Source organism: Nodosilinea sp. LEGE 07298 (assembly GCF_015207265.1).
Lineage (GTDB): Bacteria > Cyanobacteriota > Cyanobacteriia > Phormidesmidales > Phormidesmidaceae > Nodosilinea.
Map to the genome: position 1 here is coordinate 1 of NZ_JADEXE010000062.1, position 26,552 is coordinate 26,552.

Sequence of the window (26,552 nt, forward strand, 5' to 3'; positions counted from 1 at the left end):
GAGTCGCCCCGGTTGCCCCCGGCCCGGTTGATGCCCAAACGAGTAAACAGGGCTTCCCAGGCGGTGATCGTGGTTAGGGGTAGGGCAGCGGCCTCAGCAAAGGAAAGGGCTTTGGGCTTGTGACCCACAATCCGCTCATCCACCAGCTGAAACTCTGCATTGGAGCCAGGGCGGGTGATATCTCCAGCATAGTAGACAGTATCTCCCGGCTGAAAGCGCATCACCGCATCGCCCACGCTTTCAACAACTCCGGCAGCGTCGTAGCCCAGCACTTTGGGGGTGTCTTCGACTTTATCTTTGGGGGCACGCACCTTGGTGTCGACCGGGTTTACCGAGACGGCCTCGACCCGCACCAGCAAATCTCGCCCTGTGGGGCTGGGCTTGGGCAGGCGAGCGTCGAAGAGCGATTCTGGATCGCTGATGGGCAGATAGTGGGTGAGGGCAACAGCTTTCATAACCGATGGCAGATCAACATTCCCAGTGTGCCTTGTCTAGGGACGGAGCGTGAGCTATCGGTACTTGAAATTCCTGTCTTTAGGAACGGGGCTACAACCGCGATCGCCCTTTAAGTTCAACCTTTTGAAGGATGGAAACACTAGCACCGTGCTGGCAGTCTGTAATCAAAAGAACAAAGTGAGTGATCACGTTTTCGGTGCATTTACCTGTCTGCCCTATTTCAGATCCCTAGCCAACCCCCAGGGGCTAGGTTTCTGTTGCGCCCTTTTTCTGCTAAACCTGCTTAAAATCTCGACAAAGTTGGCTGTTCCTCCCACCACTGCCTCCAACCTGGCTCTTCGACTTGTTCTAGAGCCACTTTTCTGCGGCTGGCAATAATTTTCTGCCGTCGCGTTGAAATTACCCTTGTTAAGGAAACCTTTCATGATGAGCACCGTACTGAACCGATCTGCTATGACTGCAACCCTGGTAACCCTAGGGGCGGTGGCAGGGTCTACGCTGGCTTTGCCTGCGATCGCGCAAACCAGCGATTTCTCTGATGTTGGGGCCAACTACTGGGCACGCCCCTTTATTGAGAATCTAGCGGAAGAGAATATTATTGCCGGCTTCCCCGATGGCACCTTTCGGCCCGACCAGCCGGTGACCCGCGCCCAGTTTGCCGCCATTGTGCGCAACGCTTTTGAGCAGCCCCTCGATCGCACCCCGCCCCGCTTCAGCGATGTGCCTAGCAGCTACTGGGCCAGCGCTGCGATCGACGATGCCTACAGCCAGGGTTTTCTCTCCGGCTACCCCAACGGCGCGTTTCAGCCCGAAACCCAGATTCCTCGGGTGCAGGTGCTGGTAGCTTTGGCTAACGGCCTCGACTACAGCGCTAGCGGCTCAGTAAATGAAGTCTTAAACACCTATCGCGATGCGGGCCAAATTCCTGAGTATGGCCGTGGCCCCGTCGCCGCCGCCACCCAAAACCGCCTGGTGGTCAACTACCCCAATGTCGATGTGCTAGGCCCCCAGCGCACCGCCACTCGCGCCGATGTGGCCGCCTTTATCTATCAGGCCCTGGTCGCCCAGGAGCGCCAGCCCGCCCTGGCAGCCGGGTTGAGCGCCAGCAACTACATCGTTAATTACAACACCGGCACCGGCACCGGCACCGGCACCGGCACCGGCACCGGCAATGGCACCAGCACCAGCTCGCCGCGTCTGGTGCCCAACGGCACCCAGCTAGATGTGCGCTATCCCAATGCCGATGTAGACATTGTGGTGGCCCCCGGTCAATCTGTAGCTACCAACCTGGAGATTGCCCAGCCCATTCGCAATAGCCAAAATCAGGTGCTGATTCCAGCGGGCAGCAGCGTGCAGGGGCGGATTGTGCCGGTCGAAATTCGCGGCGCTGATGTGACGGCGGCCAAGTTTGTGGCAGACACCCTCACCGTCAACGGGCGCACCTACAACATCAACGCCGAGTCGAGCGCGATCGCCGCTACCACCAGCGTCAACAACACGACCCTGCAAGGCGCGCTGATTACTGGCGCAGCCGAGTCGATTTTGGCCTCGATTACCGGCAACAGAAACCTGGGCGGCGTAATTGGGGCCGTTATTAATGGCGAAAACCAACCGACCTCGAACAACGCAGTGGTAGTCATTCGCCCCAGCGATCTCGACCTTACCCTGCGCTCTGACTTCACGGTTGATGCGATCGCCAATAACTAAACCCGTTCAATGACCTCTGGGCATTGGGGCGATCGCCGTAAGAGATTTTGGCAGGGCGATCGCCGTTCGCCCCTACAGGATGGCCTTCGCTAAACTGGGGTGGTTGCATTCGGCGTTTACAGACGTGGTGATAACCAAATTGGGTTCTAGCCACCGAAAATGTACCGGGGTTCTCATAGACGAGAACCCCGGTTTTTTAGACATAGACTAGCCCAGATCAATCACTGGCCTGCTTTCTCCAGATAGTCGAGCCGCAGCTGGTGGTCGGGGCTGAGCAGGCGGCGATAGGCCAGCAGCACGACGGCAAAGATCCCCAGGGCGGCCCCGGCGGCAATCATGAAGATAATCACAATTTGGTAGCGTACGGCGTCGATGGGGTCGGCCCCGGCCAAAATTTGCCCAGTCATCATCCCCGGCAGGCTGACCAGGCCCATCACCATCATCGAGTTAATGGTGGGTATCATGCCAATGCGAATGGCATCGCGCACGGGCTTGTGGGCGGCTTCCCATCGGGTTGCGCCCAGGGCTAGCAGGGTTTCGACCTGGCCCTGCTGGGCGATTAGCCCTTCCATAAAGCGGTCTAGCCCCAAAGAAATGCCGTTGAGGGTGTTGCCCAGCACCATGCCCATCAGCGGAATCAGGTACTGCGGGTCGTACCAGGGCTGCACGCGAATGATGCCGACCATAGCAAAGCCTGTCACCAGGGCCGAGGCCGACAGCACCGACAGCAGGCTGTGCCAGTAGATGCCCGCAAAGCGACGCTGGGTGCGGTTGACGGCAGAGACTCCGGCGATCGCGGTCATCACCAGCGCGATCGCCAGAATGACCAGAGCGTTGTCTTGGGTAAACAGCCACTCCAGCACAAAGCCAATCAGCAGCAGTTGCACCACCATACGCAGGGCAGCGATTAGCAGCGATCGCGCCAGCCCCAGCTGCAACGCCACCGACAGCGCCACGTTCACTAAAATCAGCACCGCCGAGAGAGCCAGCTGCCCATAGCTAATGACGATATAGCTATCTTCCATTAAGCAAATTCCCCCAGGTTGATCTGCCGATAGGTAACTCGGCGAATTTGATCGGCGTCGTGGCTGGTCAGCAGGCAGGCCCGGTGGGGGGACTGAAGCCAGTCGTGCAGCAGGGCTTCGACTTGAGCCGTAGTGGTGGCATCAAGCGAGGCCGTAGGCTCATCTAGTAAGAGCACCTGGGGGTCAAGCTGCAACGCTCGCAGCAACGCCAAAATCTGGGCCTCACCGCCCGACAGGCGGGCACCATTTAACTTTAAAAACTCGGGACCGCGTCCCAACTGGGCCAACCAGGTCTGGATGATGGCTGGATCAAACTGGCGCTGGCGATAAGCCCCCAGGTCAAACACCTGCTTGAGGTTGTCTTGCACCGTACCGTCAAAGGCGATCGCCCGTTGGGGTACATACATCACCCGGCTGCGATAGGTCGGCAGTGACCACGCTGCCAGGGGCTTACCCTCAAACCTCACCTCCCCCTGCTGAAACGGGTCGAGCAGCACCAGGTTGCGCATGAGCAGGGTTTTACCCACGCCCGACGGAGCAACCAGGCCGACGCAGTCCCCCGCAAACAGCTCAAAATTCACCCCTTGCCACAGCCAGCGATCGCCCAGCTGACGGCCCAGGTTCTTGGCAGACAGCAGCGCTTGGCTAGACGTCATGGAACACCAATTTCTGCCATACAGAGACATTTGCCATATTGACATCTCTACAATACACAGCAGGGCAATACCAGAGGAGACACACCGTGGCACCCACCCCAAACCAGCGGCAGGCGACCATAATTGGGTTTTCGGCGGTGCTCATGTGGGCAACCCTGGCCCTGCTCACCGACCTCAGCGGCACCGTGCCGCCGTTTCAGCTGACGGCGATGGCGTTTACAATCGCCTTCGGTATCGGCATAGGGGTTTGGATGAAAGCTGGGGGCAACGTGCTGAGCCATCTGCGGCTGCCCTGGCGGGTCTGGGCGATCGGCATTGTCGGACTATTTGGCTATCACTTCTTCTATTTCATGGCCCTGCGCCACGCCCCGGCGGTGGAGGCGAGCCTGATTGCCTACCTGTGGCCGCTGCTAATCGTGTTTTTTTCGGTCCTGCTGCCGGGGGAACGGCTGCGTTGGTTTCACGGAGCGGGGGCGATCGCAGGCTTTTTGGGTGCCGGACTGCTCGTTACCAGAGGCCGAGGGTTTAGCTTTGAGGCTCAGTACACCACCGGGTATCTGGCGGCCCTAGTCTGCGCCCTTACCTGGTCGGGCTATTCCATTCTCTCACGGCGGTTTGGAACAATTCCGACCAATGCGGTAGGGGGCTTTTGCGGCGCGACAGCCGCGCTAGCGTGGCTCTGTCATGCCCTATTTGAAACTACGGTGGTGCCTGCGGGTTGGCAATGGCTGGCCATTCTGGGGTTGGGGCTGGGGCCGGTCGGCCTCGCCTTTTTCACCTGGGACTACGGGGTGAAGCGCGGCAACATTCGCGTGCTGGGGGCGCTGTCGTACGCGGCCCCGCTGCTCTCAACCCTGCTGTTGATTGCCGCTGGCCGAGCAGAGGCCACCTGGTCGGTGGGGCTGGCCTGCGGATTAATTGTCGGCGGAGCAATCTTAGCGACCCTCGATTTTTTCTGGCCTGGAATGACGCACAAACCCAGCTAAAGGAACGAACGCCGCTGCCCCCACCAGCCCACCACCGTTAGCCCCAGCAGCAGCGGCGTCAGCCAGTCGCCCCAGCGCACGTAGGGGGTGAGAGTTTGACGACGTTCCAGTTCAGCCCGGTGAATCAGGTAGGTCTGCGGTTCCCCCAGCCAGAGGGTGCGACCGTGGTTATCGACCAGGCCAGAGAGGCCAGTGTTGGTAACCCGCAGCGCCCAGCGATCGCTTTCCACCGCCCGCAGCACGTCAAACCCGTGGTGCTGCATCATCATCCACACTGGGTAGGGGTCGTTGTTAGACGCGGTCACCATAAACTCGCCCCCCGCCCGAGTCTGCCGGCGAAATAGGCGGCTATAGGCCGACTCGTAGCAAATACCGACAATGCCTTTGCCCACCGAGGTTTCAAACTGCTGCACAGGCTGACCTGGTACCAGGTAGCTTTCCAGCGGTGAGAGGCGGCTAATCAGTCGGCCCAGCAGCGCCTCAAAGGGAATGTATTCGCCCAGAGGGACCAGCTGCACCTTGTTGTAACGCCCGTGGTACTGGCCATCGGCCCGCAGTTCTAGAATGCTTTGGGTATATTGTGGCCGCCCCTCTCCTGGCACAGGCGCGAAGGTACCCAGCCACAGCGGCACCCCCGCCTGGCCCACGGTTTGCAGAATGGCCGCAATCTGGGGTGAATTAGGATTCCACAGCTGTGGCAGCGCCCCTTCGGGCGTCACCACCGCATCTACCCCCTGATCGACCAGAGCCAGATAACCCTCGGTATAGCCCTGCAGCGCCTGACGCACACCCTGGGGAGTGAGCTTTTCGCGGGTGGGCACATTGCCCTGAACCAGACCCAGGGCAAGGGATTGATCAGGGGAAACGGGCGTGGCCTGAGCATATAGCAGTGCGCCTAGCAGGTGACTCGCGAGGACGAGAGCACAGGCGGTGAGGGCAAACGGGCGGCGAGATGAGGAAGGTACAGACGCGGATCGGCTTCCCCCAGGGTGAGGGGTAATGGCAATGGCAAGCAGACCGTTGGTGGCGACAAGAATGGCAGAAATAATCTGCGGCCCGGACAGCCGAGTGAGGTGAAGTATCCACAAGTTGTTGGGGCTTTGGGTCAAGCTGAGGGGCGACCAGTCGAGGGGGCTATAGTTGCGTAGAGTCTCCAGAGTGCACCACAGCGCCGCGCCAGCCAGCACCAGCCAGAGCGATCGCCCTGACCAGCGACGAGTCAGCCACGCGATCGCGCCGCCCCACACCGCTATACAGACCGAGCCCCAGAGAACGATGAAAATCCAGGCAAAGAGAGCGATCGCAATACTGCTCAACCACGGCACCCCCATCCACATCAGCGGGTGCAAATGCGTAATCCAGGCCAGCGAAATGCCGTAGTACACCAGCCCCCACAGCAGCCCATAGGCCGCCGCCAGCGCGACCGAGGGTGTCACCATGACCACCCACCACAGCGGCACCAGCCCCACCCATGGCAAAGGCCACAGACTCCACGGCGGCAGCGCGATCGCCATCAGAACTCCGCTGAGAGCGACCAAACCAGCCTGCCGCCAGCTCCACCCGTAGACCAGCTTTCGCAAAAACACCGCTACCGCCTTCATGCCTAACCTCAGCTATCCCTCTCAGTCTGTCATATAGGGTTTCTGAAGAAGGCCCAATCTAATGGTGGGCAGTGCCCACCCTACGCTGCTATACGGCTACTCAGAACTGTTGACCGATCAGTTGGCAGTACAGAGGTTTAAACCGATGGCAGATCAGTCCTTTCCGTTGGGTCCAGGGCGGCGGCACGGCCCTGGTCGACGGGGTCTGGGGGCAATCGAAACGCCCCCAGCGGCAGATTTGGCTTTGAGACCCATTGCTCCCCGCCAAAGTTAACGGTGCATTGCTGCGTTAATGCACCCTACGACCAAAAAAAATTGAGGAAGCGATCGCAGGTCGCTTCCTCAATACCGTAATCGAAAATGAGAGCCTAGGGGTTTTAGCCCCAGCCCAAACTACTCAGCAGTCGCCAACTCAGTGCTACCCCGACGCCGACGGCTGGTCAGCGTATTGAACAACATCTGACCGATCGCCTTAATCAGATTCCCCTCCAGCTCCTTGAACATTTCCATGTTCAAGCCAAAGGCATCATTGGCCTCTTCCACAATGCTGGACACCATGGCATCATCCACCGGAGCCGCATCGATCGACTCGCGGTACTTCGCCTTAAACGCCTTCTCATCAGAGATCTCAGGGAACTCGTAGAACGCTGTACCCTCACCCTCCGACAGGTTCATCGCCCGCTGGGCAATCCCCTTGAGAATTTGGCCGCCCGACAGGTCGCCAATGTAACGAGTGTAGGAATGGCTCACCAGCAACTCGGGCTGGGTACGAGCCACCTCACGAATGCGATCGACATAGCGCTGACCGCCAGGCGTCATCGAAATTTCATTCGCCCAGTTGGGGCCATAGTAGTAAGCCAGGTCAGATTCCAAAGTCGCCTTGCGGTGCAGCTCAGGAAAGTAAACCTTAGAAACAACGGGATGATCTTTATGGCGCTCTAGCTCTTCTTCCATCGCCGCATAGGCATAGTAGAAATTGGCCACCAGCTTGCGGTAAGAGTTCTTCTCGACCACGCCCCGCAAAAAGCAGCGCACAAAGCCCATGTTTTCGGCCATGGTATGGGCTTTTTTGGTACCTTCGCGCAGCTCGGTGGATAGGTTACTGCTCATGCTGACTATCTCGCTCTAGGGTGAATTAAAAGGTGAGGTTTAAACGGAGTTTCGATTCGCCAATGCCTGCTTAGATCGGCCTAGCGCCAAAAATGAGAACGCCTTAACTTGCCATTACAACGGGCACATTTGTTTAACTTAGACCGATTTGATCATCGTTTCCATTACGAATTTTTACAGGCCGTTACCAAAACCCTGCTTTTCTAAGGAAACGATTGAAGTATCCTCAAGCCTAGGCCGCCATTCGGGTGAGCAGCACCGGGCAGGGGGCGTACACCCGCACAAAGTCGGTCAGCGACTCGCCCAGTACCTTGTCCAAATCGGGCAGACCCTTGGCAATGGTGGGGCGGCGATCGGGCGAACCTAACACAATCAAGTCCATGTTGCGCTCTTCAGCCAGTTGGCAAATGCGGCGACCGGGCTTGCCCTCGGGGGCGACTAGCTTGTAGTCGATGCCATACCGCTTCACCTCAGTCAGGGCATTGGTCAAAATGGGGTCTTGGTTGGGGTCGACACTGGCCACATCAAAGGGCTTGGTCTTGAGGCTCGATACCGTGTGCACCAGCGTAATCTCGCCGCCCTTGACATCACGCAACAGCGAAATGGCAATGTTTAACCCTTCCCGAGCCGAGTCAGACTTATCCATCGCCACCATCACCCGCTTTAGGGGGCGAATGCTGTAGAGGTCATCTTTAACCAGCAGCATGGGCCGCGATGACAGCTGAAACACATACTGACTGACGGAATTTTCGAGAATAGCCTTCAGCCCCTGCAAGCCCCGCGACCCCATAACGATTAAATCGGCCTCGACTTCCTTAGCCACCTGGATCACTACATCTTTGGGGTCACCCTCCCGCAGCACGGCATTAACGCGGCTAGGGTCGAGGTTGAGATTGGTAATGGCTGTAGCCAGGGTGCGACCTCCGGTTTCCCAGCGCTCTGCCATGGTTTCGGCAGACACTTGAGAGGGCACCACGTGCAGCACCGTAATCGAGGCCCGCTGCACCAGGGGAATATCCATCAGTGCCTTCATCATGGCTTCGGTGTTGCCAGTCCCAGAATCGGCCAAAAGAATCTTTTCTATCATGATGTCCTCGTAGGGTTGCGCTTGACGGCAAGGGTCTAAATGGGCAACGCTGAAATAAAACAGTTTGTTTAAGGATCCTAAGCGATGCCTCATCTCGCCCGTTTAAGACCATCGGAACAACGGGGTATAAAACTGAGATAAGGTGTTCTCAATCATCATAGGCACTGGTTTTAAGCCTATTTTGGCGCGATTCATAATTTGTAGTAGAGTTAGTCCGCCTGGCGGGCCAATCGGTGAAACAGCCTCAATGGCATCTCTGGAATCTTTTCGCTGGTATGAACACCGGGTGGTGGTGCAGCCCCATCACACTGATTACGCCGGTATTGTCTGGCACGGTACCTATATCGCCTGGATGGAAGAAGCGCGGGTTAATTACCTCAGTGCCTGTGGGTTGACCTTTGCCGACTGGATTAAGGCTAGTGTTGACCTGCCGGTGGTGGATTTGGGGCTTAAGTACCGGCGATCGCTCACCCTGGGCGACACGGCCCTGGTCAACGCCCGCCTAGAACCCGCCAAAGGGGTGCGCTTGGTGTGGCACTACGATATTCAAAACGCCGCCACCCAGGAGACCTGTATCGAAGGTAGCGTGACCTTGGTTCCCGTAGATGTCAAAACTCGGCGAGTACTGCGCCGCCTGCCCGCCCCCCTACAAGCGGTCCTGGAGTCTATGTTGTGAGGCGTAACTCCCCTCGGCCCAAGCCTCAAACCTTTGCCTCTAGATTTTGCCTAAAATCTTGGCCCAAAATATTTGTAGGATGAGCAAAGCACGCCCACCGCGCTCTAAAGCTAGGCTCCGATCGGTACGGTCTAGCCCCCTTTGCCCAAGCCCATTCTACGGTTGCCCCAACTATGTTCTTCACCCTCACCCAAGCCCTCGCTGTAGTCTGTACCCTGGTGATTGCGATCGCCGGATGGCTCGGTGCTGCCCCCGCCGCTTACGCCCAAGACAACACGGTCGACTACACCCTCACCGACCTCAGCTTCCGCGACTTTTCGGGCAAGCAGCTCTCAGGCACCTCCTTTGCCGCTGCCGAAATGCGAGAGGCCAATTTTAGAAAAGCCAACCTGAGCAAAACCATTCTGACCAAGGCCTCGTTTTTGCGGGCCAACCTCTCGTTCGCAGACCTGTCGGGCACCTTTGCCGATCGCGTCATCTTTGACGGTTCTGATCTCTCCAACGCCATCTTTACCGATGCCCTGCTTACCAGCAGCAGCTTTGGCGAGGCCAACATTACCGGGGCCGATTTCTCAGGGGCCATTATCGATCGCTTTCAGGTCGCCCAAATGTGCAAGTACGCCGACGGCGTGAATGAGGTTACCGGGGTCGCGACCAGAGATAGCTTGGGCTGCCGGTAAATGGGTGGATGGGTGGATGAGGTAGGGGCAAACGGTTGTTTGCCCTGCGGGGTCTACCTCATACGGCGTATTTATACCGCCACAGCCTCCGCCCCTGCCGAGTCAAAGTGCTTTTGCAGCGTCGCCTTGGGCAGCGGCCCCAGCAGGTGATCCCACGGCAGCGGCTGATTCAAATCCCAGTCCTCATGGACGTAGTATTCCAGCGGCGGAATCTGGTCTTGAAAGTCTTTAAAGGCGCGGCGGTAGCTGCCCAAGCTATCGCCGTAGTGGCGCACCCGCTCAAGTACCGGGCCAAGGCGGCGATCGCCCCGCGAGATCAGCGCCTGAATCACCGACCAGCTGTAGCTCTCGGGCCGAAAGTCGATGCCCTTAGAGCGCAGGTGCTTTTGCAGGTACTTAAGCCGCTTTTCGGCCTCCTTATTCACGCCGTACCACTGGAAGGGGGTGTGGGCCTTGGGTACAAAGGTGCTGCACCCAAAGGTGAGCCGCAGACCAGGAGCCGCCTTTTTGAGCCGCAGCATCAGGGCCACGGTTTGCTCTAAGTCGGCCATGGTTTCGCCCGGCACCCCCGCCATGCCGTAGAGCTTCATGGCGCTGAGGCCACCGGCTTTAGCATTGACGGCGGCGCGCTCAATATCGTCAGTTTCAAGCTTTTTGTTGACGATCTGGCGCACTCGCTCTGAGCCACTCTCGATCGCGATCGTAATCGAGCGCGTATCGTGGCGGGTGAGAGTTTCGGCCAGCTTGGGTGTCACGGTGTTGGTGCGCACCGAGGCAATGCTGAGCCGCACATCGTTGAACTGGGGTTTGTTCAAATAGTCGAGCAGCGTCTCAAATTCGGGGTGCTGTGTCACCGACGCCCCCAGCAGCCCCAGCCGATTGGTCACCGCTAACCCCTGTTCAATGGCGGGGATCAGCGAGTCTTCCAGGCTGGCCGTGCGGAACGGCAGCGTCAGGTAGCTGGCCAGACAAAAGCGGCACATTTCTGGGCAGCTGCGCACCACCTCCACCATAAAGATGTTTTCCCAGGCGGCGCGAGGGGTAACGACGGTCGAGGCCGAAAGCACGTTGCCCCGGTAGGTCTGCTTTTGCACGGTGGCAGGAATATCGTCTGTTATGGGGGCGATCGCCCGCACGCTCCCCGTCGGCCCCTCGTAAGTGACGCTGTACAACGATGGAACATACACACCCGGCACCATCGCCAGACGGCGCAGGGTTTCCGCGCGGCTAGCGGATTTTAGCCCGACCAGCGCGTCAAAAAAATCGTCTAGCAGCGTCTCGCCATCCCCCAGCAAAATGACGTCGAAGAAGTCGGCGAAGGGTTCGGGGTTGGCCGTGAGCACCGGGCCGCCGCCAAAGACCAATGGATGTTCGTCGCTGCGACTTTGGGCGTATAAAGGAATATCGAGGTTTTCGAGCTGGGTGAGCAGGTTCGCGTAGTCTAGTTCCCAGGACAGCGAAAAACCCAGCACATCAATGGTTGTCGGCAGGGCCTCGTGGCCATCGGTAAATAAACGGCTGACGCTGATATCGGCCCGCCGGGCCAGGGTAGCCCACACCACCTGATAGCCCAAACTGGTAATGCCCACGGTGTACTCATTGGGGAAGGCGAACACCACCGCCAGCGCATCGTCATGGGGAACGGCAGGCTCAAACAGCAGAGTTTCGTCGTGAAGGGGGAGAGTGACCAAGGGTTAGCGCTAAAACGATGCGGCTTCTCCAGTGTAATCAGTGCCAGCATAATCAGTAGCCATGACTTTAACCCAGGGGATGGCATTGATCGCAGCCGCCTACGGTCTGTAATATTACAGGGTGGGTCCAGCAAGCTTTACAAAGACCAGGGATGGGATTACCTCAATCTCACGAAGGTCGCTTCATAGCGACCTCTGTGCTCACACAAATCCAGAAAATATCAGTTGATTTGCGCAGGAAGTAGGGTCTTCACCAGACAATATGTGGTAAAAGCACGGTGTTGACCCAGAGATCATAAACCTACGATTAAGACAACGCGATCTACCCTAGCTACCTCACCGTGATAACAACCCTTTAGATGCACCCGCAGCTGCCCTGCGGATTCGGCCTATGACTTCCCCCACTCCTCCCATGCGCCCCACCTATATTCTTGCCGACGAGGCCACCGTACGGATCCCCCGCGACCCGTCTCTACTCGCTCAGGCCGAGCGCATCGCCCAGGGTTACCACCAGTGCCAGGCGGCAGAGGCTTCGCAGTGGTTAAAGCAGGGGCTAGCCCACCTGCGGAAAGGGCAATACACCCCGGCGCTGTCCCTGCTGCAGCAGGCGCTTCAAAGCTACCGCAATATGGGCAACAAAGAGAGTCAGGCCAAAGTGCTGCTCACCCTGGCCCACCTCTACTACCGGGTGGCCGACTACCTGTGGGCGGCAGACTACGGTCGGCAGTGCCTGCGCGTGGCCCGCGAGCTAGGCGATGATGCCCTGATGCAGCAGACTCTGGGCCATCTGGGCAACAGCTACCGCCACTTGGGCAATCTGCAGCGAGCACTAGAGTACATGGGACAAAGCCTAACGATGGCCAAAAAGACCGGCGATCGCCCCGGCGAAATGCGATCGCTCAACAACTTAGCTATGGTCTACCGGGCTAAGGGGCTAACCCGCCAGGCCGCCACCCTCTACGAGGCCAGCCTGATGATGGCCACTACCCTGGGCGATCGCACTACCAAGCTGCAAATTTTGCAAAACCTGGGCAATACCTACCTCACCCTGCGCGAATATGCCCAGGCGATCGACTGCTATGAGCGCTATATGGCCGTTAGCGCCAACGGTGAAGGGGCGATCGACAACCGCACCACTCGTCGCGTGCTCACCCAACTCACCCTGGCTAGCCTGGCTATAGGCGACCATAACCGAGCGATCGTGCATCTCCAGCACCACCTGTCGATCGCCTGCGCACTGGGCGACACTAAAGGGGCGGCTAGCCTACTCGACGATCTCAAGCGCAGCTACGTAGCGCTGAGCGAAGCGCGAGTGGCGGTGCTGCGCACCGAGATGACCTCAATCTAAACAGCCGCCAGAAACATGGCCCTGGAAAAAACAAAAAGGGGGGCGCAGATTCTGCGCCCCCCTTTGCTTGAATGGATGTCATTTAACGGGCGCGGAGATTAACCGCGCCATCGCTGTTTTAGCCAGGCCAGTTAGCGGCCACCATCTCAGCTAGGTCAACAACCCGCTGGCTGTAGCCCCACTCGTTGTCGTACCAGGCCACCACTTTCACCATATCGCCGCCCATCACCATAGTTAGGCTAGAGTCAACGATCGAAGACTCGTCGGTCTTGCGGTAGTCGATCGACACCAGAGGCAGGTCACTGTAGGCCAAAATGCCCTTCATGGGGCCTTCAGCAGCAGCCTTTAGCACCTGGTTGACCTGATCGCCGATCGCAGGCTTTTCTACCTGTACCACCAGGTCCACCACCGACACGTTGGGGGTGGGCACCCGCAGGGCGATCCCGTTCAGCTTGCCTGCCATCTCAGGAATTACCAGGGCAACTGCTTTGGCAGCCCCTGTGGTGGTAGGCACAATGTTTAGCGCTGCCGCCCGCGCCCGGCGCAGGTCGCGGTGGCTAGCATCGAGCAGGCGCTGGTCGCCCGTGTAGCTGTGGGTAGTGGTCATGGTGCCTTTGATGATGCCGAAGTTATCGTTCAGCACCTTGACGACCGGAGCCAGACAGTTGGTGGTACAGCTGGCATTGCTCACTACATTATTCTTGTCATGGGTGTAGTCTTTGTCGTTGACCCCCATGACGTAGGTGCCAATGCCGCCGCCCTTACCAGGAGCCGTAATCAGCACCTTCTTGGCCCCGGCTTCGATGTGACGAGAGGCACCCTCTTCGCTTACAAATACACCGGTAGACTCAATCACCAGATCAATGTCCCAGGCACCCCAGGGTAGGTTGTTGGGGTTGCGATCGGAGTAGCACTTAATCGTTTTGCCGTTAACAATCAAAGTATCTTCTCCGGCGCTGACATCAGCGTCGAGGCGACCCAGCATAGAGTCGTATTTCAGCAGGTGGGAGTTAGTCTTGGGATCAGACGTGTCATTGATAGCCACCACCTCAAGCTGGCTGTTTTCGCGCGTCAACCAGCAGCGCAGAAAATTACGACCAATGCGGCCAAAACCATTAATTGCTACTCTAACCACTGCGTTTAACCCTCTGTTGTAGTCGACTAGGTATCTATTCTTAGACGACACCATAATATCGCAAAGCATGATCCACTTTATAGGGGCTAGCCATTGAACTGGATCTATTCATTATCCAAAAGAACCTCATCAAGTCTATGCATACGCGTTGACATGCCCTTCGATCGCCGCCCTCAGGGGATCAATCCCGCAAGCTAGCATAAGTATTTCTACTCTATTCATTTGAATTTCATAGAAAATTGATATGCAGCCCTTAGGTCTCTATATATATCTAGATTCTCAAATGCCGACGGTCGTGCAGGGTATAGATAAAAGCCTCACCTGAGGATAGGTAGACCCCAGACTTAGCAAGCGCTGAGGTGCTAACCCTAGCGGCGATCGCCTGCTCCCTATAGCTCCGCTTTGGCGGGTAGAGAATAGGCTGCAGCAACTTAGGCAAGCTAATGCCGATGTTTAGGCCAATTCGGCAATTCTTGCTATGATTACGCCTGACCCTTGGTGTGGTGTGGTTTTCTAAGGAGTGTAACGATGCCGATTCCCGTAGATTTTACCGGCAGGCCCTTTCATTTTATTGGTATAGGGGGCATTGGCATGTCGGCACTGGCCTACATCTTGACCAAGCGCAATCTGCCAGTATCTGGGTCTGACCTCCGACTTAGCCACATTACCCGCCGCCTGCAAGAGGCCGGAGCCCACATCTTTTGGCAGCAAGAGGCTGCCAACCTAAGCTATTTTCTCGACGGTGATCGGCCTGTCCTGGCCACCGCCTCAGAATGTAGCAGCACCGGGTCTAGCCTAGTGGCCGATCCTACGCTGGCCACCCAGGTCTCAGACGCAACCCCTCAGGTCGTTTGTTCCACCGCAATCGATGTCCGCAACCCTGAGTATCAGGCCGCCCTAGAGCTGGGTTGCCCCATTTTGCACCGCTCTGATCTACTGGCCGCCCTGATCCAAGAATACAGCAGTATTGCAGTGGCCGGCACCCACGGTAAAACCACCACCAGCAGCATGATTGGCCATATGCTGCTCAACGCCAATCTTGACCCCACCATCGTGGTTGGGGGTGAAGTGCCGAGCTGGGGCGGCAATGCCCGACTGGGTCAGGGGCCTTACCTGGTGGCCGAGGCCGATGAGTCAGACGGCACCCTGGCTAAGCTGTCTGCCAGTATTGGCATTGTCACCAACATCGAGCTCGACCACACCGACCACTACAACGATTTAGGGCAAGTGGTTACCACCTTCCAAACCTTTCAGCGCCAGTGTGGGCTGTTGGTTGCTAGCGCCGACTGCGATGTAGTGCGCACCAGCCTCAATCCAGATATAACCTACAGCCTAGATCCATCCACTGGCGCTACTTACTACGTCACCGATGTTCAATTTGGGGCCGATGGCACCGCCGCCCTGGTGTGGGAACAGGGCCAGCCTTTGGGAGTACTGCACCTGCGGGTGCTGGGCTGTCACAACCTTAGCAACGCGCTAGCCGCAGTGGCGGTGGGGCGTCAGCTGGGCGTTGCCTTTGGCGACATCGCCGACAGTTTGGAAGATTTTTGCGGGGCTCGTCGCCGCTTTGAGCTGCGGGGCAGCTATAACGGCATTCAGTTTTTTGATGACTATGCTCACCACCCCAGTGAGATTCGGGCGACGCTGGCAGCGGCTCGCATCAAGGCTGATCAGTCGCTGGCAACGCTAGCCGATAGCCGCCACAGCCATGAGGGTCGCCGAGTAGTAGCGGTATTTCAACCCCACCGCTTTAGCCGTACGGCGGCATTACTCAGCGGATTTACCGATGCCTTTAGCGATGCCGACCAGGTGATTATGGCGGATATCTATAGCGCTGGCGAGAGCAATACCTTTGGGGTGTCGGGGCGTCAGCTAGCCGATGCCGTAGCCTGCGCGCACCCTCGCGTGCTCTACGGCCATACCCTAGACGATATTCAGGCAGCCCTGGCCCACAGCCTGCGCCCCGGTGACTTGGTGCTGTTTATGGGGGCAGGCAATCTCAATCAAATTATTCCTCAGGTAATGGCCTACTATGCCGAGGCAGAGGTGCCGTCGCTTCAGGAGGCCTGTTGAGCAGCGGCAGTCCCCACAAATTTGGCTAGCATGGGGAACGACCGTTGAGCACTGGGGATATGAACCAAACTCTCGGGGTTGCACCAAACCTGGCCTGCCTGAAACCACAGGTGTCGTTGCAGCCGTTAACGACCTTTCGAGTCGGGGGACCGGCGGAGTGGCTGGCGATGCCGCGCCACCAGGGTGAATTTCAGCAGGTTTTAGATTGGGCGATCGCCGCCGGCATTCCCATCACCCCCCTGGGGGCTGGGTCAAATTTGCTAATCAGCGATCGCGGCATTGCGGGTCTGGTCCTCTGCACCCGTCGCTGGCGCAGCACTCAGTTTGATCAGACCGGTCGTATCACCGTGGCCGCTGGCGAACCGCTGCCTACACTGGCCTGGAAGGCAGCCAAGCGTGGCTGTCGTGGTCTGGAATGGGCCGTGGGTATTCCGGGTACCGTGGGTGGTGCGGTAGTGATGAATGCCGGAGCCCACGGCGGCTGTACGGCAGACGTGCTGACGTCTGCTACCGTTCTCGATCCAGCCAGCGGTATGGTAGACCTGACCCCCGCCAATCTAGGCTTTCAGTACCGCACCTCGGCTTTGCAGGGGGGGCAGCAGGTGGTGCTAGAGGCCACATTTCAGCTAGAACCAGGCCACGACCCGGCGGTGGTGGTCGCCGATACCCTGGCAGGGCTAAACCAGCGGCGAGCTACCCAGCCCTACGACAAGCCCAACTGCGGCAGCGTATTTCGCAACCCCTACCCTCATACGGCCGGGACTCTGATTGAGCAAAGCGGGCTCAAGGGCTACAGCATTGGCCAGGCCCAGGTGTCTGAGCGCCACGCCAACTTTATTGTGAACCTGGGCGGTGCCAGTGCTACCGATATTCAGCGCCTAATTCACCACGTGCAAAATGAGGTGGAAGCTCGCTGGGCCGTACGGCTAGAGCCCGAGGTCAAGTTTGTAGGCGAGTTCCCCACCCTTTAGCGCCATGCTTAGGTTCGTAAGATTAGGTTCGTAAGATCTGAGAAATCAGACCTGCGGTTAATTGTCCTGGCGTAGCTCTTGCATAGGATGGATGGCACATGCGTCTCTAAGGTCAATTAATGCAGAACTCTCTCAATAGTTTGATCAGCCAGCTGTTGGGGTTAAACACCTCACCCCTTTCAGTCGAGCAGATTTGCCTACGCGCTGTGGTGGTCTACCTCGTCGCTATGCTGATGGTTAGAGTGGTGGGTGATCGTCGCTTTGCTGGTAAATATGCGGCGATCGATATTATTCTCAGCATTACGCTGGGTGCGACCTTGAGCCGTGCGATCAATGGCTCAGCACCGTTTTTTCCCACGTTAGCCGGTGGTGTCGTGCTGGTGGGGATGCACTGGTTGCTAGCGGCTGTGTCATGTCAGCTACCTCAGCTAGAGCCCTGGATTAAAGGGCGATCGCGACTGCTGATACAACACGGCCGAATTAACCACAGCGCCCTGAAGACCTCTCACCTGACAGAAGAAGACCTCAGGATGATTCTGCGATCGACCGGTAGCCTGACTGATTTAGACCAGGTAGAATTTGCCAGTTTGGAACCCAGCGGTAATATTAGCGTGATCTCACAGTCATCCCCACAGGTTGTCAATGTTTCTGTCGAAGACAGCGTCAAAACCGTACGCATTGTAATTGGCTAACAGTAACCGGCTCAAAGCATCATTCCAACAGCAATTTAGCCCTAACGAACGCAGTCAGCCGCGATGTTGATTCACACCAGTTTTTGCCGGTGTCAGTTATGCTCCTAGTACTCGACGGCGCAAGTTTAGATACTATTCTCCGGGAGCTAGGGAGCAGGGGGGCTAGGGAGCCAAGCGATTCGGAATGGTGGGCATATTTCAGTCATCGAGTACTAGCCACTGGGGAACCAGATCACAGGGTTCGGCATGGACGTTGTCATGCCGTGGTTAAAACGGTTCACTTTCACTAAAGCGATCGAGTGCCATGGCAGTAATCACAGGGTCGGTCTCTCCCACTACCGCTTGGGCAAATCGCTGGGCTACAGGCGGCAGGTAGACAAAGGGGGCGCTAAACCCGGCCATGATGTGGATGCCCTTGAGGCCGGGTATGGGGCCAACCAGGGGCAACCCATCGCGGCTAAAGCTGACTCGACAGCGTCGCCAGGTGCCGGGTACGTCGGCCAAATCCGGAATTTGGGATGCGATCTCGGTTCTCATACTGCGATCGCTCTTTGCGGCGTCCAAGTCTGCCTCCAAGTCGGTCAGGGTGCGGCTAATTTGGCCTAGGCGCAGGTGACCATCTAAAAACTGAATTGCGCCGCTGTCGAGGCTAGGAGGCGTGATCTCGTGCCCCGGTTGATCCCACTGGGCATCGGTCTCGGGCTGGCTGGCCTTAGCCTCTAGGGCAAAGCGTTGGGTCTGGGCGGGCATAATCAGCGATCGCAGCGTCAGATCCAGCGGCGGAGTTTCGATTAGCTCGGCATGGGTGTAGTAGAGGGGCACCGTTATTTTGGCCTGGTGCAGCAGCCTGCGACTAAAGGCACCGGCAGCGACTAAAACTTGCTTGGCGGGGTAGGCCTGCTCGCTGGTCAAGAGTCCGGTCACTCGATCTTTGATGCGAACCAGATCGACCACAGAAGCAATCACTCGGGTACCACCCAGGCGCTGAAACGATTGGTTGTAGGCCTTCACCAGAGCAGTAGGGGAGACATGGCCGTGGCGAACGGTAAAGGCACCCGCGATCGCATCCTGATTCAGCAGTGGCTCTAGCGCTTTGGCCTCGGCCGCCGAAATTAACTGAGGCGGTGTTGCACAGTTAGCGTAGGGTTCTGCGGCCGCTTTGGGATCGCTATCTGTCGTCAGGGTCAGCAGTAGATCTAGCTCACGAAATTGGGTGTCGCTTTCGAGTTCTTCGCTGAGCTGGCGGTGCTTGGCTATGCCCTCGTGGCAAAGCTGCTGGGTCAGCGCCGTACCGCCCGACCAGTGGGGAATGCCGCCGTAGCTGTAGCGGGTGGCGTTGTCGGGGTCTAGGGCGCGATCGAGCAGCAGCACCGAGAGCCCGCACCGAGCCAGCTCATAGCTAACTGCCGCCCCCACCAGGCCATTGCCGACTACAATCCAGTCAAAGGTTTGCATGGGGTAAAGGTTTAGGATTGAACGGATTGAGTTTAAGGGAAAAGCAGGTTCTTTGCCTTGAACCTTACACCTTGAACCTTGGACCTCACGCGTACACCTGCCCTAAAATAATTCGCAGGCGATCGTAGTCATCCTTTAAGAAAATGCTCAGGTTGCGCCCGGCCTGTACCAGCCAGGGGCGATCGAGCTTACGCAACTGGTAGCCCTGACGCAGCACCGCTGCCACCAGACTATCGACCGGGGCACTGCCCATGGCCAGCAGCGTTCTTAAAAAGTCGAGCTGCTCGGTAAACTCAATCACGGCATCTGGGCTACAGCGGTATACGGCCTGGTGTACCTGGGGTGGGCGCGGCGGCAGGTGCTGAAACAGTGGCCCTAGAGGCTGCCCAGCCAGGTCGGGAGCGCGAAACCCCACGATCGCAGCCTTAAACTCAGTCTTGAGCATGGCAAAAATCTGGGGCTGCTGCTGGCGTAGGTCTTCAAGCGACAGGCCCAGCGCTCGAGCCCGGTGTACCGAGTCGATCGGGCTGGTGGTAGCGTGATACACCACCCCATAGACCGTGTTAGCCGATTCTTCATCCACGGCGGTAACCCAGCTGCCAAAGGGGGGCATGGCCGAAAACGCCAGCGCCTCTGGATCTAGGCACTGAGCCAAAAACTCAGTGGTTGCCGTTTCAATAACTTCGGCAATGTGGTCGGGCTGATGGGCCTGGGCTGCGGCCTGGGGCAGGGGTAACCGCATGGCTAACGCCGCTTGCCGGAGGAGCTAACCGGCTCCAGCTCCGACATATTGAAGGTGACGAGCTTGTCCCAGTTGCCGCCCTCAAACAGCACCGCTACCTTGCCGTCGGTAATGCGCTGCACCAGGCCCTGAAAACCGTAGTAAATATCGTTGGCATTAACGACCGTAACCGGAGCTCCAGGAAAAATCATGGTAACTAATGCTTTTGATTTGCCCCTACAGTTTAAGCCATAGTTCCCCTTCGCCAACCCTTTGCCATCGGTTCGCCATTGGGGGCTGAGACCCTGGACAGCCGGTTAGGGCACTAAAAATTTTGGCGGTTGAGCCTGGGGTTCGACTTGGGGGGCTGGGGGCGGCCGTTCGCACCGTTGTCACATCATCGTCATACTGTTGTCATAGGGCAGCCATGAAGGCCCCATAGGGTGTCAACCCATGGGCACTATTCCGTCGATGCCCACCGCAAACTTCCTCAGCGAAGTTTGCGGCTGATGATATGCGAGGACCATCGCTATGAACCCGTCAATTCTGCTCAAGAGTCTGCTAGCCACCACCCTCATGCTGGGTGTCCCAGCGGCTGCGATCGCCCAGAACCCAGAGACACCTACCCCAGCGCAGCCTGCCCAATCCGAGCCGGTTGCACCGATCGAGGTGTCTGAGAGCCAAATCGATCGCTTTGTCAGCGCCTATCAAGCCATTCGAGCCATTCAGCAAGCGGCCCAGGCCGAGCTAGTGGCCGCCGTTGAAGCCGAGGGGCTCACGGTAGATGACTACAACGCGATCGCCGAATCACAGCAGACACCCGAAACAGCTACCGAAGTGCCCGCTGAACAAGCCGAGCAGTTTACCGCTGCCGCCGCTCAGGTTGCCACGCTGAGAGCAGATGCCCGCGAAGAGATGCAGGCCGCGATCGTGGCCGAAGAGTTGACCGTCGAAGAGTTTGAGCAAATTTTGGCTCAGGCCCAGCAAGACCCTGCCCTGCAACAGGCTATCGTAGAGCGACTCAACAGCGACGGCTAGTGGCTCAGCCTAACGGCTCGACAGCGGCCCTGGTTATTCCTTAGCAGACGAGTGCGTTGCGCTAGGGTATAGCCAGGGCTTTTAGCTTGAAACTATCGCCTATGCCTTGCGCCAAACGTTTTGCTAAAACGCTTCAAGCCGTTGGTTTTGTCGCCGTAGCCCTGGTGCTGGTCGGCTGCGAGCCTACAGATTTAGAGAGGCTGGCTGAACAAATTCCTCCCATCACGCGGATTGGGCGAGAACCGCCAGCGGTACCAGCCGCCGAAGGGGCTCAATCGGCGGCGGCGGCTGAGATGGAAACTCTGGTCTACGATCGCATTAATCAGATTCGCCAGGAGGCAGGACTCAACCCACTACAACCCAGTGGGACACTAGCCGAGGTGGCGCGTCAGTACAGCCAGCGCATGGCCAACGAAAACTTCTTTGGTCACGTTAGCCCCACGGGGGATGGGCCAGCTCAGCGGGTATCCACCGCCAAGATTCTCTACGCGATGGTGGGCGAAAATTTGTTTACCAGCACCAACGCGCCCGACCCCGCCCCTCTAGCCGTGCAGGGGTGGATGGATAGCCCTGGCCACCGGGAAAATATTCTGCGATCGGGCTTTACCGAAACGGGGGTAGGCGTCTGGCAAAGAGGCAACACCTACTACTTCACCCAGTTATTTATGCGTCCCCTATAGGCGAGCGGCCTACTTCCAGAACTCGTTGGTCGCGATCGCACCTAACGCGGGCAGACGTGGGAGAATGGAAAGCCTTTGCGTGTGGTATCAACGGTATGACGGCGGCAATGCCCTATTCTTCTGAGGCGATCGAGTCAGCGATGCAGGCGGGAGAGCTTACCTTTGCCCTGCCCGACCCCGGCGATGAAAACATCTCGGACTACGAGTTTAATCAGCAGATGGAAGCCGCCTGGCAGGTGTGCGATCGATTCGATCTGCAAACCGATATCTGGCGGGGAAGGATTCTCAGGACGGTGCGCGATCGCGAAAAGCGCGGCGGCGACGGGCGCGGCACCGGCTTTCTCAACTGGCTCAAAGACCGCGAAATTACCAAAAGCCACGCCTATAACCTAATCGAGCTAGCCGAGAGCGCCGACCAGCTGCTCGACGCGGGTATGCTCACCCCCAAAGAGGTTAACCAGTTCAGCAAGCGCGCCTTTGTCGAAACCGCCAAATCGGCCCCCGAAGTGCAGCAGCTAGTCAGCGACTCGGCCCGCAAGGGCGACCACATCACCCGTCGCGAAGTGCGCCAGGTCGCCAACGAGTGGGCCGCCATGACCTCCGACCTCATCCCCGAAACCCTGCGGGAAAAAGCCGCCAACAACACCATTCCCACCCGCTATATTGCCCCTCTGGTAAAGGAGATGGAGAAGCTGCCCCCCGTCCACCAGAGCACCCTCAAAACCGAAGTCGAGCTAAATCCTGATTTGGATACCCTAAAGCAGGTTACCGCCGAGGCCCGCTACCTATCCAAGTATCTGGCCTCCGCCAACCAGGTGCAGCTGCTTGAAGCCAGCGGTATTGATCTCGAACTCGCCCTCGAAGAAGCCCTGCGGGTCGGCTGCCTCAACTCAGCCGCCGACATGGTGGCCCAAGCTGCCCAGATTGAGCAAACCGCCGTCAAACTCTTCACCGCCTGGAAACGGATCAACCAATTAGCTGAACGGGTGTTTGTGGACAGCGGCGAGAGCACCCCCCACCTGCGGGCGCTGCTCACCGCCCTCGGCCCCGTCACCAGCGAAACTGTGCAAGTGCGCCTGGGCGAAATCGACAGCGTCACTGCCCAAACCATCCGCTGGCGACTGATAGTGGAAGAGGACTAGAGCAACAACCAGCAGAAGATCTACTGAGCTCATTTCAAAAACTCGTCTGGAGTAATTCCTGCTTGCTTCAAAATGGCCCTGAGAGTTCCTTCGGGCATATCACCTGGATGGTTGGGAATGGTGGTGTAGCAATGGGTGGTGGAGTTATACCAAATCTCATGACTGCCTGCCGCTTGACGGTCAAATTCAAAGCCCAACTGCTTAAGACGTTTGACAATTTGACGATACTTAAACCCCGCTAGACGACCCACTAGATACCCAGGACAAGTGGGTAATCAAAGTTATCCTCAATATTGGTAAGGCTCATCATCGGTTGCCGTGGGGAATGCTCTAACTGAGCTTCTAAAAGCTTTTTAGCGACATCGCGGGCGATTTCAATGGTTTCCGCAACCGTACGCCCCTGGGCTACTAAGCCGGGTATGTCATCAGAGGTGGCGAGATAAACGCCCTCGGGAAGTTTTTCGATATGGAGCTTGGCAATTTGTTCCATCGGCTCTGTTTGTTGGGTGCCTAGTTGCATGATAAGCAATATCAGTTCAGGCCGAAGCACCTCCAGCGGTTGAGCTGAGTCAGGACTTAACTAAATCCATCAGCATCACTTCCCACACCAGGCGGGGCTGTACGAAGCGGCGCAGGTAGCCTTTAGCAGCTTCCAGCTTAGGTAGCCACCGGGGGCTTTCCGCCGGGTAGCTCTGCCAGTACCAGTTGAGTAGGTAGTCGAGCAGCCAGAGCTGAGCTTCGGTGTCGAGGGTTTTGGCTACCTGGCGAGCCTGATCGAGGGCTTCGCGCAAGCTATGAGGGGGTTGGTGCAGAGCAGTAAGCAGCTCTGGGGGAATGCTCTGGAGCTGGTTGTAGGCCGCGATCGCACCACCAGGACTGCCCTGAGCCATCGCCAAAATCTGCGGCTGCGCTAGCACCTCGGTTTGCTCCACCTGCGCTAGCACCGCCGCCATATCCGTCGCATTGAGCCGCTGAAAAGGAATCGTTTGACAGCGCGACACCAGGGTAGGCAGCAGCGACTGCGGGCCAGGGGCCAGCAAAATAATCGTCGCCTGACCCGGCTCTTCTAAAGTCTTCAACAACCCATTGGCGGCTCCCTCGGCCATGGTTTCAGCCGCTTCAATCACCACTACCGCGCGCGGGGCTTCCAGAGGCGGACGGCCTAAGAATTGGGCAATCTGCCGCACCTGATCTAGCCGAGTTTGGGGTGGGCTTTTGCGGCTAAGGCCTTCCTGAGCAGCCACCGATGCGCCAATCAGCTTGCCCTGGTGTAGATAGGTAGGCTCGACCCACAACAGGTCGGGGTGGTTGCGCTGGGCAATCCGCCGTCCTAGCGCTGGGGACGGTGCCCCAGATGGGGGGGCAAACAAAATTTCAGCAAACCGTTCTGCCGCCAACCGTCGCCCCACGCCGTGGGGGCCAGCGAACAGGTAGGCGGGGGCCACCCGCTGCTGGTCTACCGCTCGCCACAGCAGCGCAATGGCCGTATCCTGGCCCACTAAGCCGTCAAATTGGGCGCGTACCACTGCTGTAAATATCCTTCCACAACGGCAAAAATTTCGCTGGCAACGGCGTCTACAGCTCCCATTGCATCGATCGCCTCAATGCGTTCTGGATGCTGCTGAGACAATACCTCAAAGCCCGCCTGCACCCGCTGGTGAAAGGCCAAATCGGCCTGCTCCATGCGATCGGCGGTCCCCCGCTGGCGGGTGCGGGCCAGGCCCACCTCGGCATCGAGCTTGAGCCAAAGAGTTAGGTCGGGCACTAGCCCCCCGGTTGCCACCTGGTTAAGCTGGTCAATCAGGGCCAAATCTAGGCCGCGCCCGTAGCCCTGGTAGGCCACTGTAGAGTCGATAAAGCGATCGCACAGTACCCAGCATCCCTTTGCCAGAGCAGGTTTGATCACCTCTTCGACATGCTGAGCGCGATCGGCGGCGTACAGCAGCAGCTCGGCCCGACTCGCCATCAAAGCTCCGCCCTGCTCATCCAGCAGCAGCTGGCGCAGCCTCAGTCCTAGGGCAGTGCCCCCAGGCTCGCGAGTGGTCAGCAGGCGAGGAACAATTCCCTGCTGCTGGAGCTGCTGAAGGCCACGGTTCTTGAGCAAAGCGGTGTGCAAAATATTCAGCTGGGTAGATTTACCACAGCCTTCCACCCCTTCAAAAACCAGCAGCTTACCTGGCATTGGCATAACTCTAGTGTTGGCCTCCTCAAGCTTACAGGCAAGCGCGATCGCCTCAATTCCCTGACGATAACCCTACCCCCCACAAAAGGTATGCTATACATTAAGATACAAACCCAGGACTTACCACGTCTTAGGTGAATGGGTTCGTTGGGGAACTAAACTTGAGTCGCCATCGACCTGGCACTGAGTAATAGTTGTTGCGATCTCAGCAAAGGACGCCTATGGCCCGTTATACCAATTCTCTGACTGTTCCTGAGACAACCTCTCGGCTGCGAGACGCTATCATTAGCTCTTTGCAGGCCTTTGGGTTAAATATGGTCTACGAAAATGGTGACTATTTAGTCGCCAAAGAACAGCCTGGCCGAGTATCTCTATCTCAGCTCACCACCATTGAAGTGCTGATTAATCAGCCGACCGTAGCCGCAGGTTCTGGCTGCGTAAATCTCGTCGTCAAAAATGAAGAGCTGCCGCTCAGACGCGACAATCATTGCGAACAGGTGTTTAGCGCCGTTAATGAGGCCATTGTGGCCTTGGTCTAGGCCCTACACGCCTATGCTTTGCCCTACTTGTCTGGCAAATACGGCAAAGATACAGACAATCCCTAAGTTGAATGGCACTGAATTAAAGCTGGTGGGCAATGCCCTGCGGCGGATCGAGACTTCTGGCGATCTGCAAGAGTTAATTTCAGTGACATTCAGCTACAGACGGTCCTTAGGTTCTCTTAGACCTTAGCGACGATCGACAGTGCGCCTAAAGCATAGGTGACTGCCACTGGCCAAACCTGGGGCAGCACAAGGGGGTGTAGCCGTCACTCCAGCAGGGTGTGGAGAACGTCCTTGCTATTTCTATTTTAATCAGGCTTGATCGGGCTTACGGGTAGCCGCTAAATTTCCGTGTCGTCGTCTAAATCTGCCGAGTCTTCTTCACCCTCCTCTACCATGTTGGGGCTAATTAGGGTGATATCGAACTCGTCGGGGGGGAGAGTAGACTGGCTATCGCGCTTGAGTTGATAGTAGATAGCGCGGGCCTGGGGACCAAAGACAATTTCGTCTTCGTTTTTAAGGTCGTGGGCCTGTAGCTTGCGCCCGTTTATGAGCATGCCATTGGCGCTAGGTTTGCCCTTCAGGTTGCCATCTACGATTCGGTAATAAAAAGTATCGTCGTCTTTGGGTAGCTGTACCAGAGTGGCGTGGTGTCGCGACACAAACTGAGACGACAGTCGAATGTCACACTTTGGGTCGCGCCCAATGGAGTAAACCGACCCGTCTAAGACAATTTCTCGACGGCCTTTGCTGTCTTCAACAATGAGAATAGGCTCAATACGGATTTTGGGGAGCTAGTTCAACAAGGTCTCCAATAGGTTGCCCAGCAGTGCCTTTCCTCGCTTACGGGCATTGTGTACGAACTCAAAGAACCCCAGATAAAGCGGCAGTTTCTCCT

At 57.6% G+C, this 26,552-nt stretch carries 29 protein-coding genes and 1 pseudogene; 13 read left to right on the forward strand and 17 right to left on the reverse strand.

The window, feature by feature from the left end; translation table 11 throughout:
• Window positions 1-455 (reverse strand): alcohol dehydrogenase catalytic domain-containing protein (locus IQ273_RS10955; protein ID WP_194023204.1); only part of this gene is annotated, 455 nt, incomplete at its 3' end.
• A 454-nt stretch (window positions 456-909) separates the two neighbouring features.
• On the opposite strand from IQ273_RS10955, the gene IQ273_RS10960 reads away from it, so the two are divergent.
• Window positions 910-2,163 carry an S-layer homology domain-containing protein gene (locus IQ273_RS10960; RefSeq protein WP_194023205.1) on the forward strand — a complete coding sequence of 418 codons (1,254 nt, stop codon included), beginning with the start codon at window positions 910-912 and terminating at the stop codon, window positions 2,161-2,163.
• A gap of 221 nt (window positions 2,164-2,384) precedes the next feature.
• On the opposite strand, the gene IQ273_RS10970 is transcribed toward IQ273_RS10960, so the two are convergent.
• A complete protein-coding gene (locus IQ273_RS10970; RefSeq protein WP_194023207.1) occupies window positions 2,385-3,188 on the reverse strand; it encodes an ABC transporter permease in 804 nt (267 codons plus the stop codon).
• Entirely contained in the window at window positions 3,188-3,844 is a 657-nt protein-coding gene (locus IQ273_RS10975; RefSeq protein WP_194023208.1) for an ATP-binding cassette domain-containing protein, read from the reverse strand. The genes IQ273_RS10970 and IQ273_RS10975 overlap by 1 nt, the downstream gene beginning before the upstream one ends.
• A gap of 86 nt (window positions 3,845-3,930) precedes the next feature.
• On the opposite strand from IQ273_RS10975, the gene IQ273_RS10980 reads away from it, so the two are divergent.
• Entirely contained in the window at window positions 3,931-4,830 is a 900-nt protein-coding gene (locus IQ273_RS10980) for a DMT family transporter (protein WP_194023209.1), read from the forward strand.
• On the opposite strand, the gene lnt is transcribed toward IQ273_RS10980, so the two are convergent.
• Window positions 4,827-6,431 carry an apolipoprotein N-acyltransferase gene (gene lnt, locus IQ273_RS10985; protein ID WP_194023210.1) on the reverse strand — a complete coding sequence of 535 codons (1,605 nt, stop codon included), beginning with the start codon at window positions 6,429-6,431 and terminating at the stop codon, window positions 4,827-4,829. The genes IQ273_RS10980 and lnt overlap by 4 nt on opposite strands.
• Window positions 6,432-6,576: 145 nt before the next feature.
• Between lnt and IQ273_RS34370 the strand changes: the two genes are divergently transcribed.
• The gene (locus IQ273_RS34370; protein WP_255534469.1) at window positions 6,577-6,705 is read left to right on the forward strand and encodes a hypothetical protein; all 129 of its coding nucleotides are present in this window, start codon (window positions 6,577-6,579) and stop codon (window positions 6,703-6,705) included.
• Window positions 6,706-6,824: 119 nt separating this feature from the next.
• Here the strand turns inward: IQ273_RS34370 and IQ273_RS10990 are convergent, their stop codons facing one another.
• Window positions 6,825-7,541 carry a heme oxygenase (biliverdin-producing) gene (locus IQ273_RS10990; RefSeq protein ID WP_194023211.1) on the reverse strand — a complete coding sequence of 239 codons (717 nt, stop codon included), beginning with the start codon at window positions 7,539-7,541 and terminating at the stop codon, window positions 6,825-6,827.
• 232 nt (window positions 7,542-7,773) lie between these two features.
• Complete coding sequence (locus IQ273_RS10995) at window positions 7,774-8,628, reverse strand: universal stress protein (protein WP_194023212.1); 855 nt, start codon at window positions 8,626-8,628, stop codon at window positions 7,774-7,776.
• Between the two features lie 247 nt (window positions 8,629-8,875).
• On the opposite strand from IQ273_RS10995, the gene IQ273_RS11000 reads away from it, so the two are divergent.
• Window positions 8,876-9,304, forward strand: a complete 429-nt coding sequence (locus IQ273_RS11000) for a thioesterase family protein (RefSeq protein ID WP_228052802.1) — start codon at window positions 8,876-8,878, stop codon at window positions 9,302-9,304.
• A gap of 173 nt (window positions 9,305-9,477) precedes the next feature.
• Window positions 9,478-9,984 (forward strand): pentapeptide repeat-containing protein, encoded by a 507-nt coding sequence (locus IQ273_RS11005; RefSeq protein ID WP_194023213.1) that lies wholly within the window; start codon window positions 9,478-9,480, stop codon window positions 9,982-9,984.
• 71 nt (window positions 9,985-10,055) lie between these two features.
• Here IQ273_RS11005 and IQ273_RS11010 read toward each other — a convergent pair whose 3' ends face one another.
• Window positions 10,056-11,675 carry a radical SAM protein gene (locus IQ273_RS11010; protein WP_194023214.1) on the reverse strand — a complete coding sequence of 540 codons (1,620 nt, stop codon included), beginning with the start codon at window positions 11,673-11,675 and terminating at the stop codon, window positions 10,056-10,058.
• 391 nt (window positions 11,676-12,066) lie between these two features.
• Between IQ273_RS11010 and IQ273_RS11015 the strand changes: the two genes are divergently transcribed.
• Window positions 12,067-13,023: a tetratricopeptide repeat protein gene (locus IQ273_RS11015; protein WP_194023215.1), complete on the forward strand. Its 957-nt coding sequence runs from the start codon at window positions 12,067-12,069 to the stop codon at window positions 13,021-13,023.
• 118 nt (window positions 13,024-13,141) lie between these two features.
• Here IQ273_RS11015 and IQ273_RS11020 read toward each other — a convergent pair whose 3' ends face one another.
• Window positions 13,142-14,158, reverse strand: coding sequence for a type I glyceraldehyde-3-phosphate dehydrogenase (locus IQ273_RS11020; RefSeq protein WP_194023216.1), 1,017 nt, complete (start codon window positions 14,156-14,158; stop codon window positions 13,142-13,144).
• A 528-nt stretch (window positions 14,159-14,686) separates the two neighbouring features.
• Here IQ273_RS11020 and murC point away from each other — a divergent pair.
• The 3 genes from murC to IQ273_RS11035 all read left to right on the forward strand — a co-directional run bounded on the left by murC (window position 14,687) and on the right by IQ273_RS11035 (window position 17,894).
• On the forward strand, window positions 14,687-16,231 hold the full coding sequence (gene murC / locus IQ273_RS11025; RefSeq protein ID WP_194023217.1) for a UDP-N-acetylmuramate--L-alanine ligase: 1,545 nt from the start codon (window positions 14,687-14,689) through the stop codon (window positions 16,229-16,231).
• A gap of 59 nt (window positions 16,232-16,290) precedes the next feature.
• The gene (gene murB, locus IQ273_RS11030) at window positions 16,291-17,202 is read left to right on the forward strand and encodes a UDP-N-acetylmuramate dehydrogenase (RefSeq protein ID WP_194023218.1); all 912 of its coding nucleotides are present in this window, start codon (window positions 16,291-16,293) and stop codon (window positions 17,200-17,202) included.
• A gap of 119 nt (window positions 17,203-17,321) precedes the next feature.
• Entirely contained in the window at window positions 17,322-17,894 is a 573-nt protein-coding gene (locus tag IQ273_RS11035; RefSeq protein WP_194023219.1) for a DUF421 domain-containing protein, read from the forward strand.
• Between the two features lie 267 nt (window positions 17,895-18,161).
• Here the strand turns inward: IQ273_RS11035 and IQ273_RS11040 are convergent, their stop codons facing one another.
• The 3 genes from IQ273_RS11040 to IQ273_RS11050 form a co-directional block, all read right to left on the reverse strand.
• Window positions 18,162-19,349 carry an FAD-binding oxidoreductase gene (locus tag IQ273_RS11040; protein WP_194023220.1) on the reverse strand — a complete coding sequence of 396 codons (1,188 nt, stop codon included), beginning with the start codon at window positions 19,347-19,349 and terminating at the stop codon, window positions 18,162-18,164.
• 85 nt (window positions 19,350-19,434) lie between these two features.
• Window positions 19,435-20,091 (reverse strand): HAS-barrel domain-containing protein, encoded by a 657-nt coding sequence (locus tag IQ273_RS11045; protein ID WP_194023221.1) that lies wholly within the window; start codon window positions 20,089-20,091, stop codon window positions 19,435-19,437.
• 2 nt (window positions 20,092-20,093) lie between these two features.
• Entirely contained in the window at window positions 20,094-20,282 is a 189-nt protein-coding gene (locus tag IQ273_RS11050) for an NAD(P)H dehydrogenase subunit NdhS (RefSeq protein WP_194023222.1), read from the reverse strand.
• Between the two features lie 319 nt (window positions 20,283-20,601).
• Between IQ273_RS11050 and IQ273_RS11055 the strand changes: the two genes are divergently transcribed.
• From IQ273_RS11055 to IQ273_RS11065, 3 genes are all read left to right on the forward strand, one after another.
• A complete protein-coding gene (locus IQ273_RS11055) occupies window positions 20,602-21,108 on the forward strand; it encodes a DUF4168 domain-containing protein (RefSeq protein WP_194023223.1) in 507 nt (168 codons plus the stop codon).
• A 101-nt stretch (window positions 21,109-21,209) separates the two neighbouring features.
• Window positions 21,210-21,788 carry a CAP domain-containing protein gene (locus IQ273_RS11060; protein ID WP_194023224.1) on the forward strand — a complete coding sequence of 193 codons (579 nt, stop codon included), beginning with the start codon at window positions 21,210-21,212 and terminating at the stop codon, window positions 21,786-21,788.
• 95 nt (window positions 21,789-21,883) lie between these two features.
• Complete coding sequence (locus IQ273_RS11065) at window positions 21,884-22,930, forward strand: hypothetical protein (RefSeq protein ID WP_194023225.1); 1,047 nt, start codon at window positions 21,884-21,886, stop codon at window positions 22,928-22,930.
• A 29-nt stretch (window positions 22,931-22,959) separates the two neighbouring features.
• On the opposite strand, the gene IQ273_RS11070 is transcribed toward IQ273_RS11065, so the two are convergent.
• The 4 genes from IQ273_RS11070 to tmk form a co-directional block, all read right to left on the reverse strand.
• A complete protein-coding gene (locus tag IQ273_RS11070) occupies window positions 22,960-23,181 on the reverse strand; it encodes a type II toxin-antitoxin system HicA family toxin (protein ID WP_194023226.1) in 222 nt (73 codons plus the stop codon).
• Window positions 23,181-23,420, reverse strand: a complete 240-nt coding sequence (locus IQ273_RS11075) for a type II toxin-antitoxin system HicB family antitoxin (protein WP_194023227.1) — start codon at window positions 23,418-23,420, stop codon at window positions 23,181-23,183. The genes IQ273_RS11070 and IQ273_RS11075 overlap by 1 nt, the downstream gene beginning before the upstream one ends.
• A 79-nt stretch (window positions 23,421-23,499) precedes the next feature.
• Window positions 23,500-24,456 (reverse strand): DNA polymerase III subunit delta', encoded by a 957-nt coding sequence (locus IQ273_RS11080; RefSeq protein WP_194023228.1) that lies wholly within the window; start codon window positions 24,454-24,456, stop codon window positions 23,500-23,502.
• Entirely contained in the window at window positions 24,429-25,112 is a 684-nt protein-coding gene (tmk, locus tag IQ273_RS11085) for a dTMP kinase (protein WP_194023229.1), read from the reverse strand. Before tmk ends, IQ273_RS11080 begins: the two co-directional genes overlap by 28 nt.
• A gap of 221 nt (window positions 25,113-25,333) precedes the next feature.
• Between tmk and IQ273_RS11090 the strand changes: the two genes are divergently transcribed.
• The gene (locus tag IQ273_RS11090; protein WP_228052806.1) at window positions 25,334-25,651 is read left to right on the forward strand and encodes a hypothetical protein; all 318 of its coding nucleotides are present in this window, start codon (window positions 25,334-25,336) and stop codon (window positions 25,649-25,651) included.
• 344 nt (window positions 25,652-25,995) lie between these two features.
• On the opposite strand, the gene IQ273_RS11095 is transcribed toward IQ273_RS11090, so the two are convergent.
• Window positions 25,996-26,439 carry an FHA domain-containing protein gene (locus tag IQ273_RS11095; RefSeq protein ID WP_194023232.1) on the reverse strand — a complete coding sequence of 148 codons (444 nt, stop codon included), beginning with the start codon at window positions 26,437-26,439 and terminating at the stop codon, window positions 25,996-25,998.
• A 9-nt stretch (window positions 26,440-26,448) separates the two neighbouring features.
• Window positions 26,449-26,552 (reverse strand): annotated as a pseudogene (locus tag IQ273_RS35740) (DDE transposase); the annotation flags it as partial.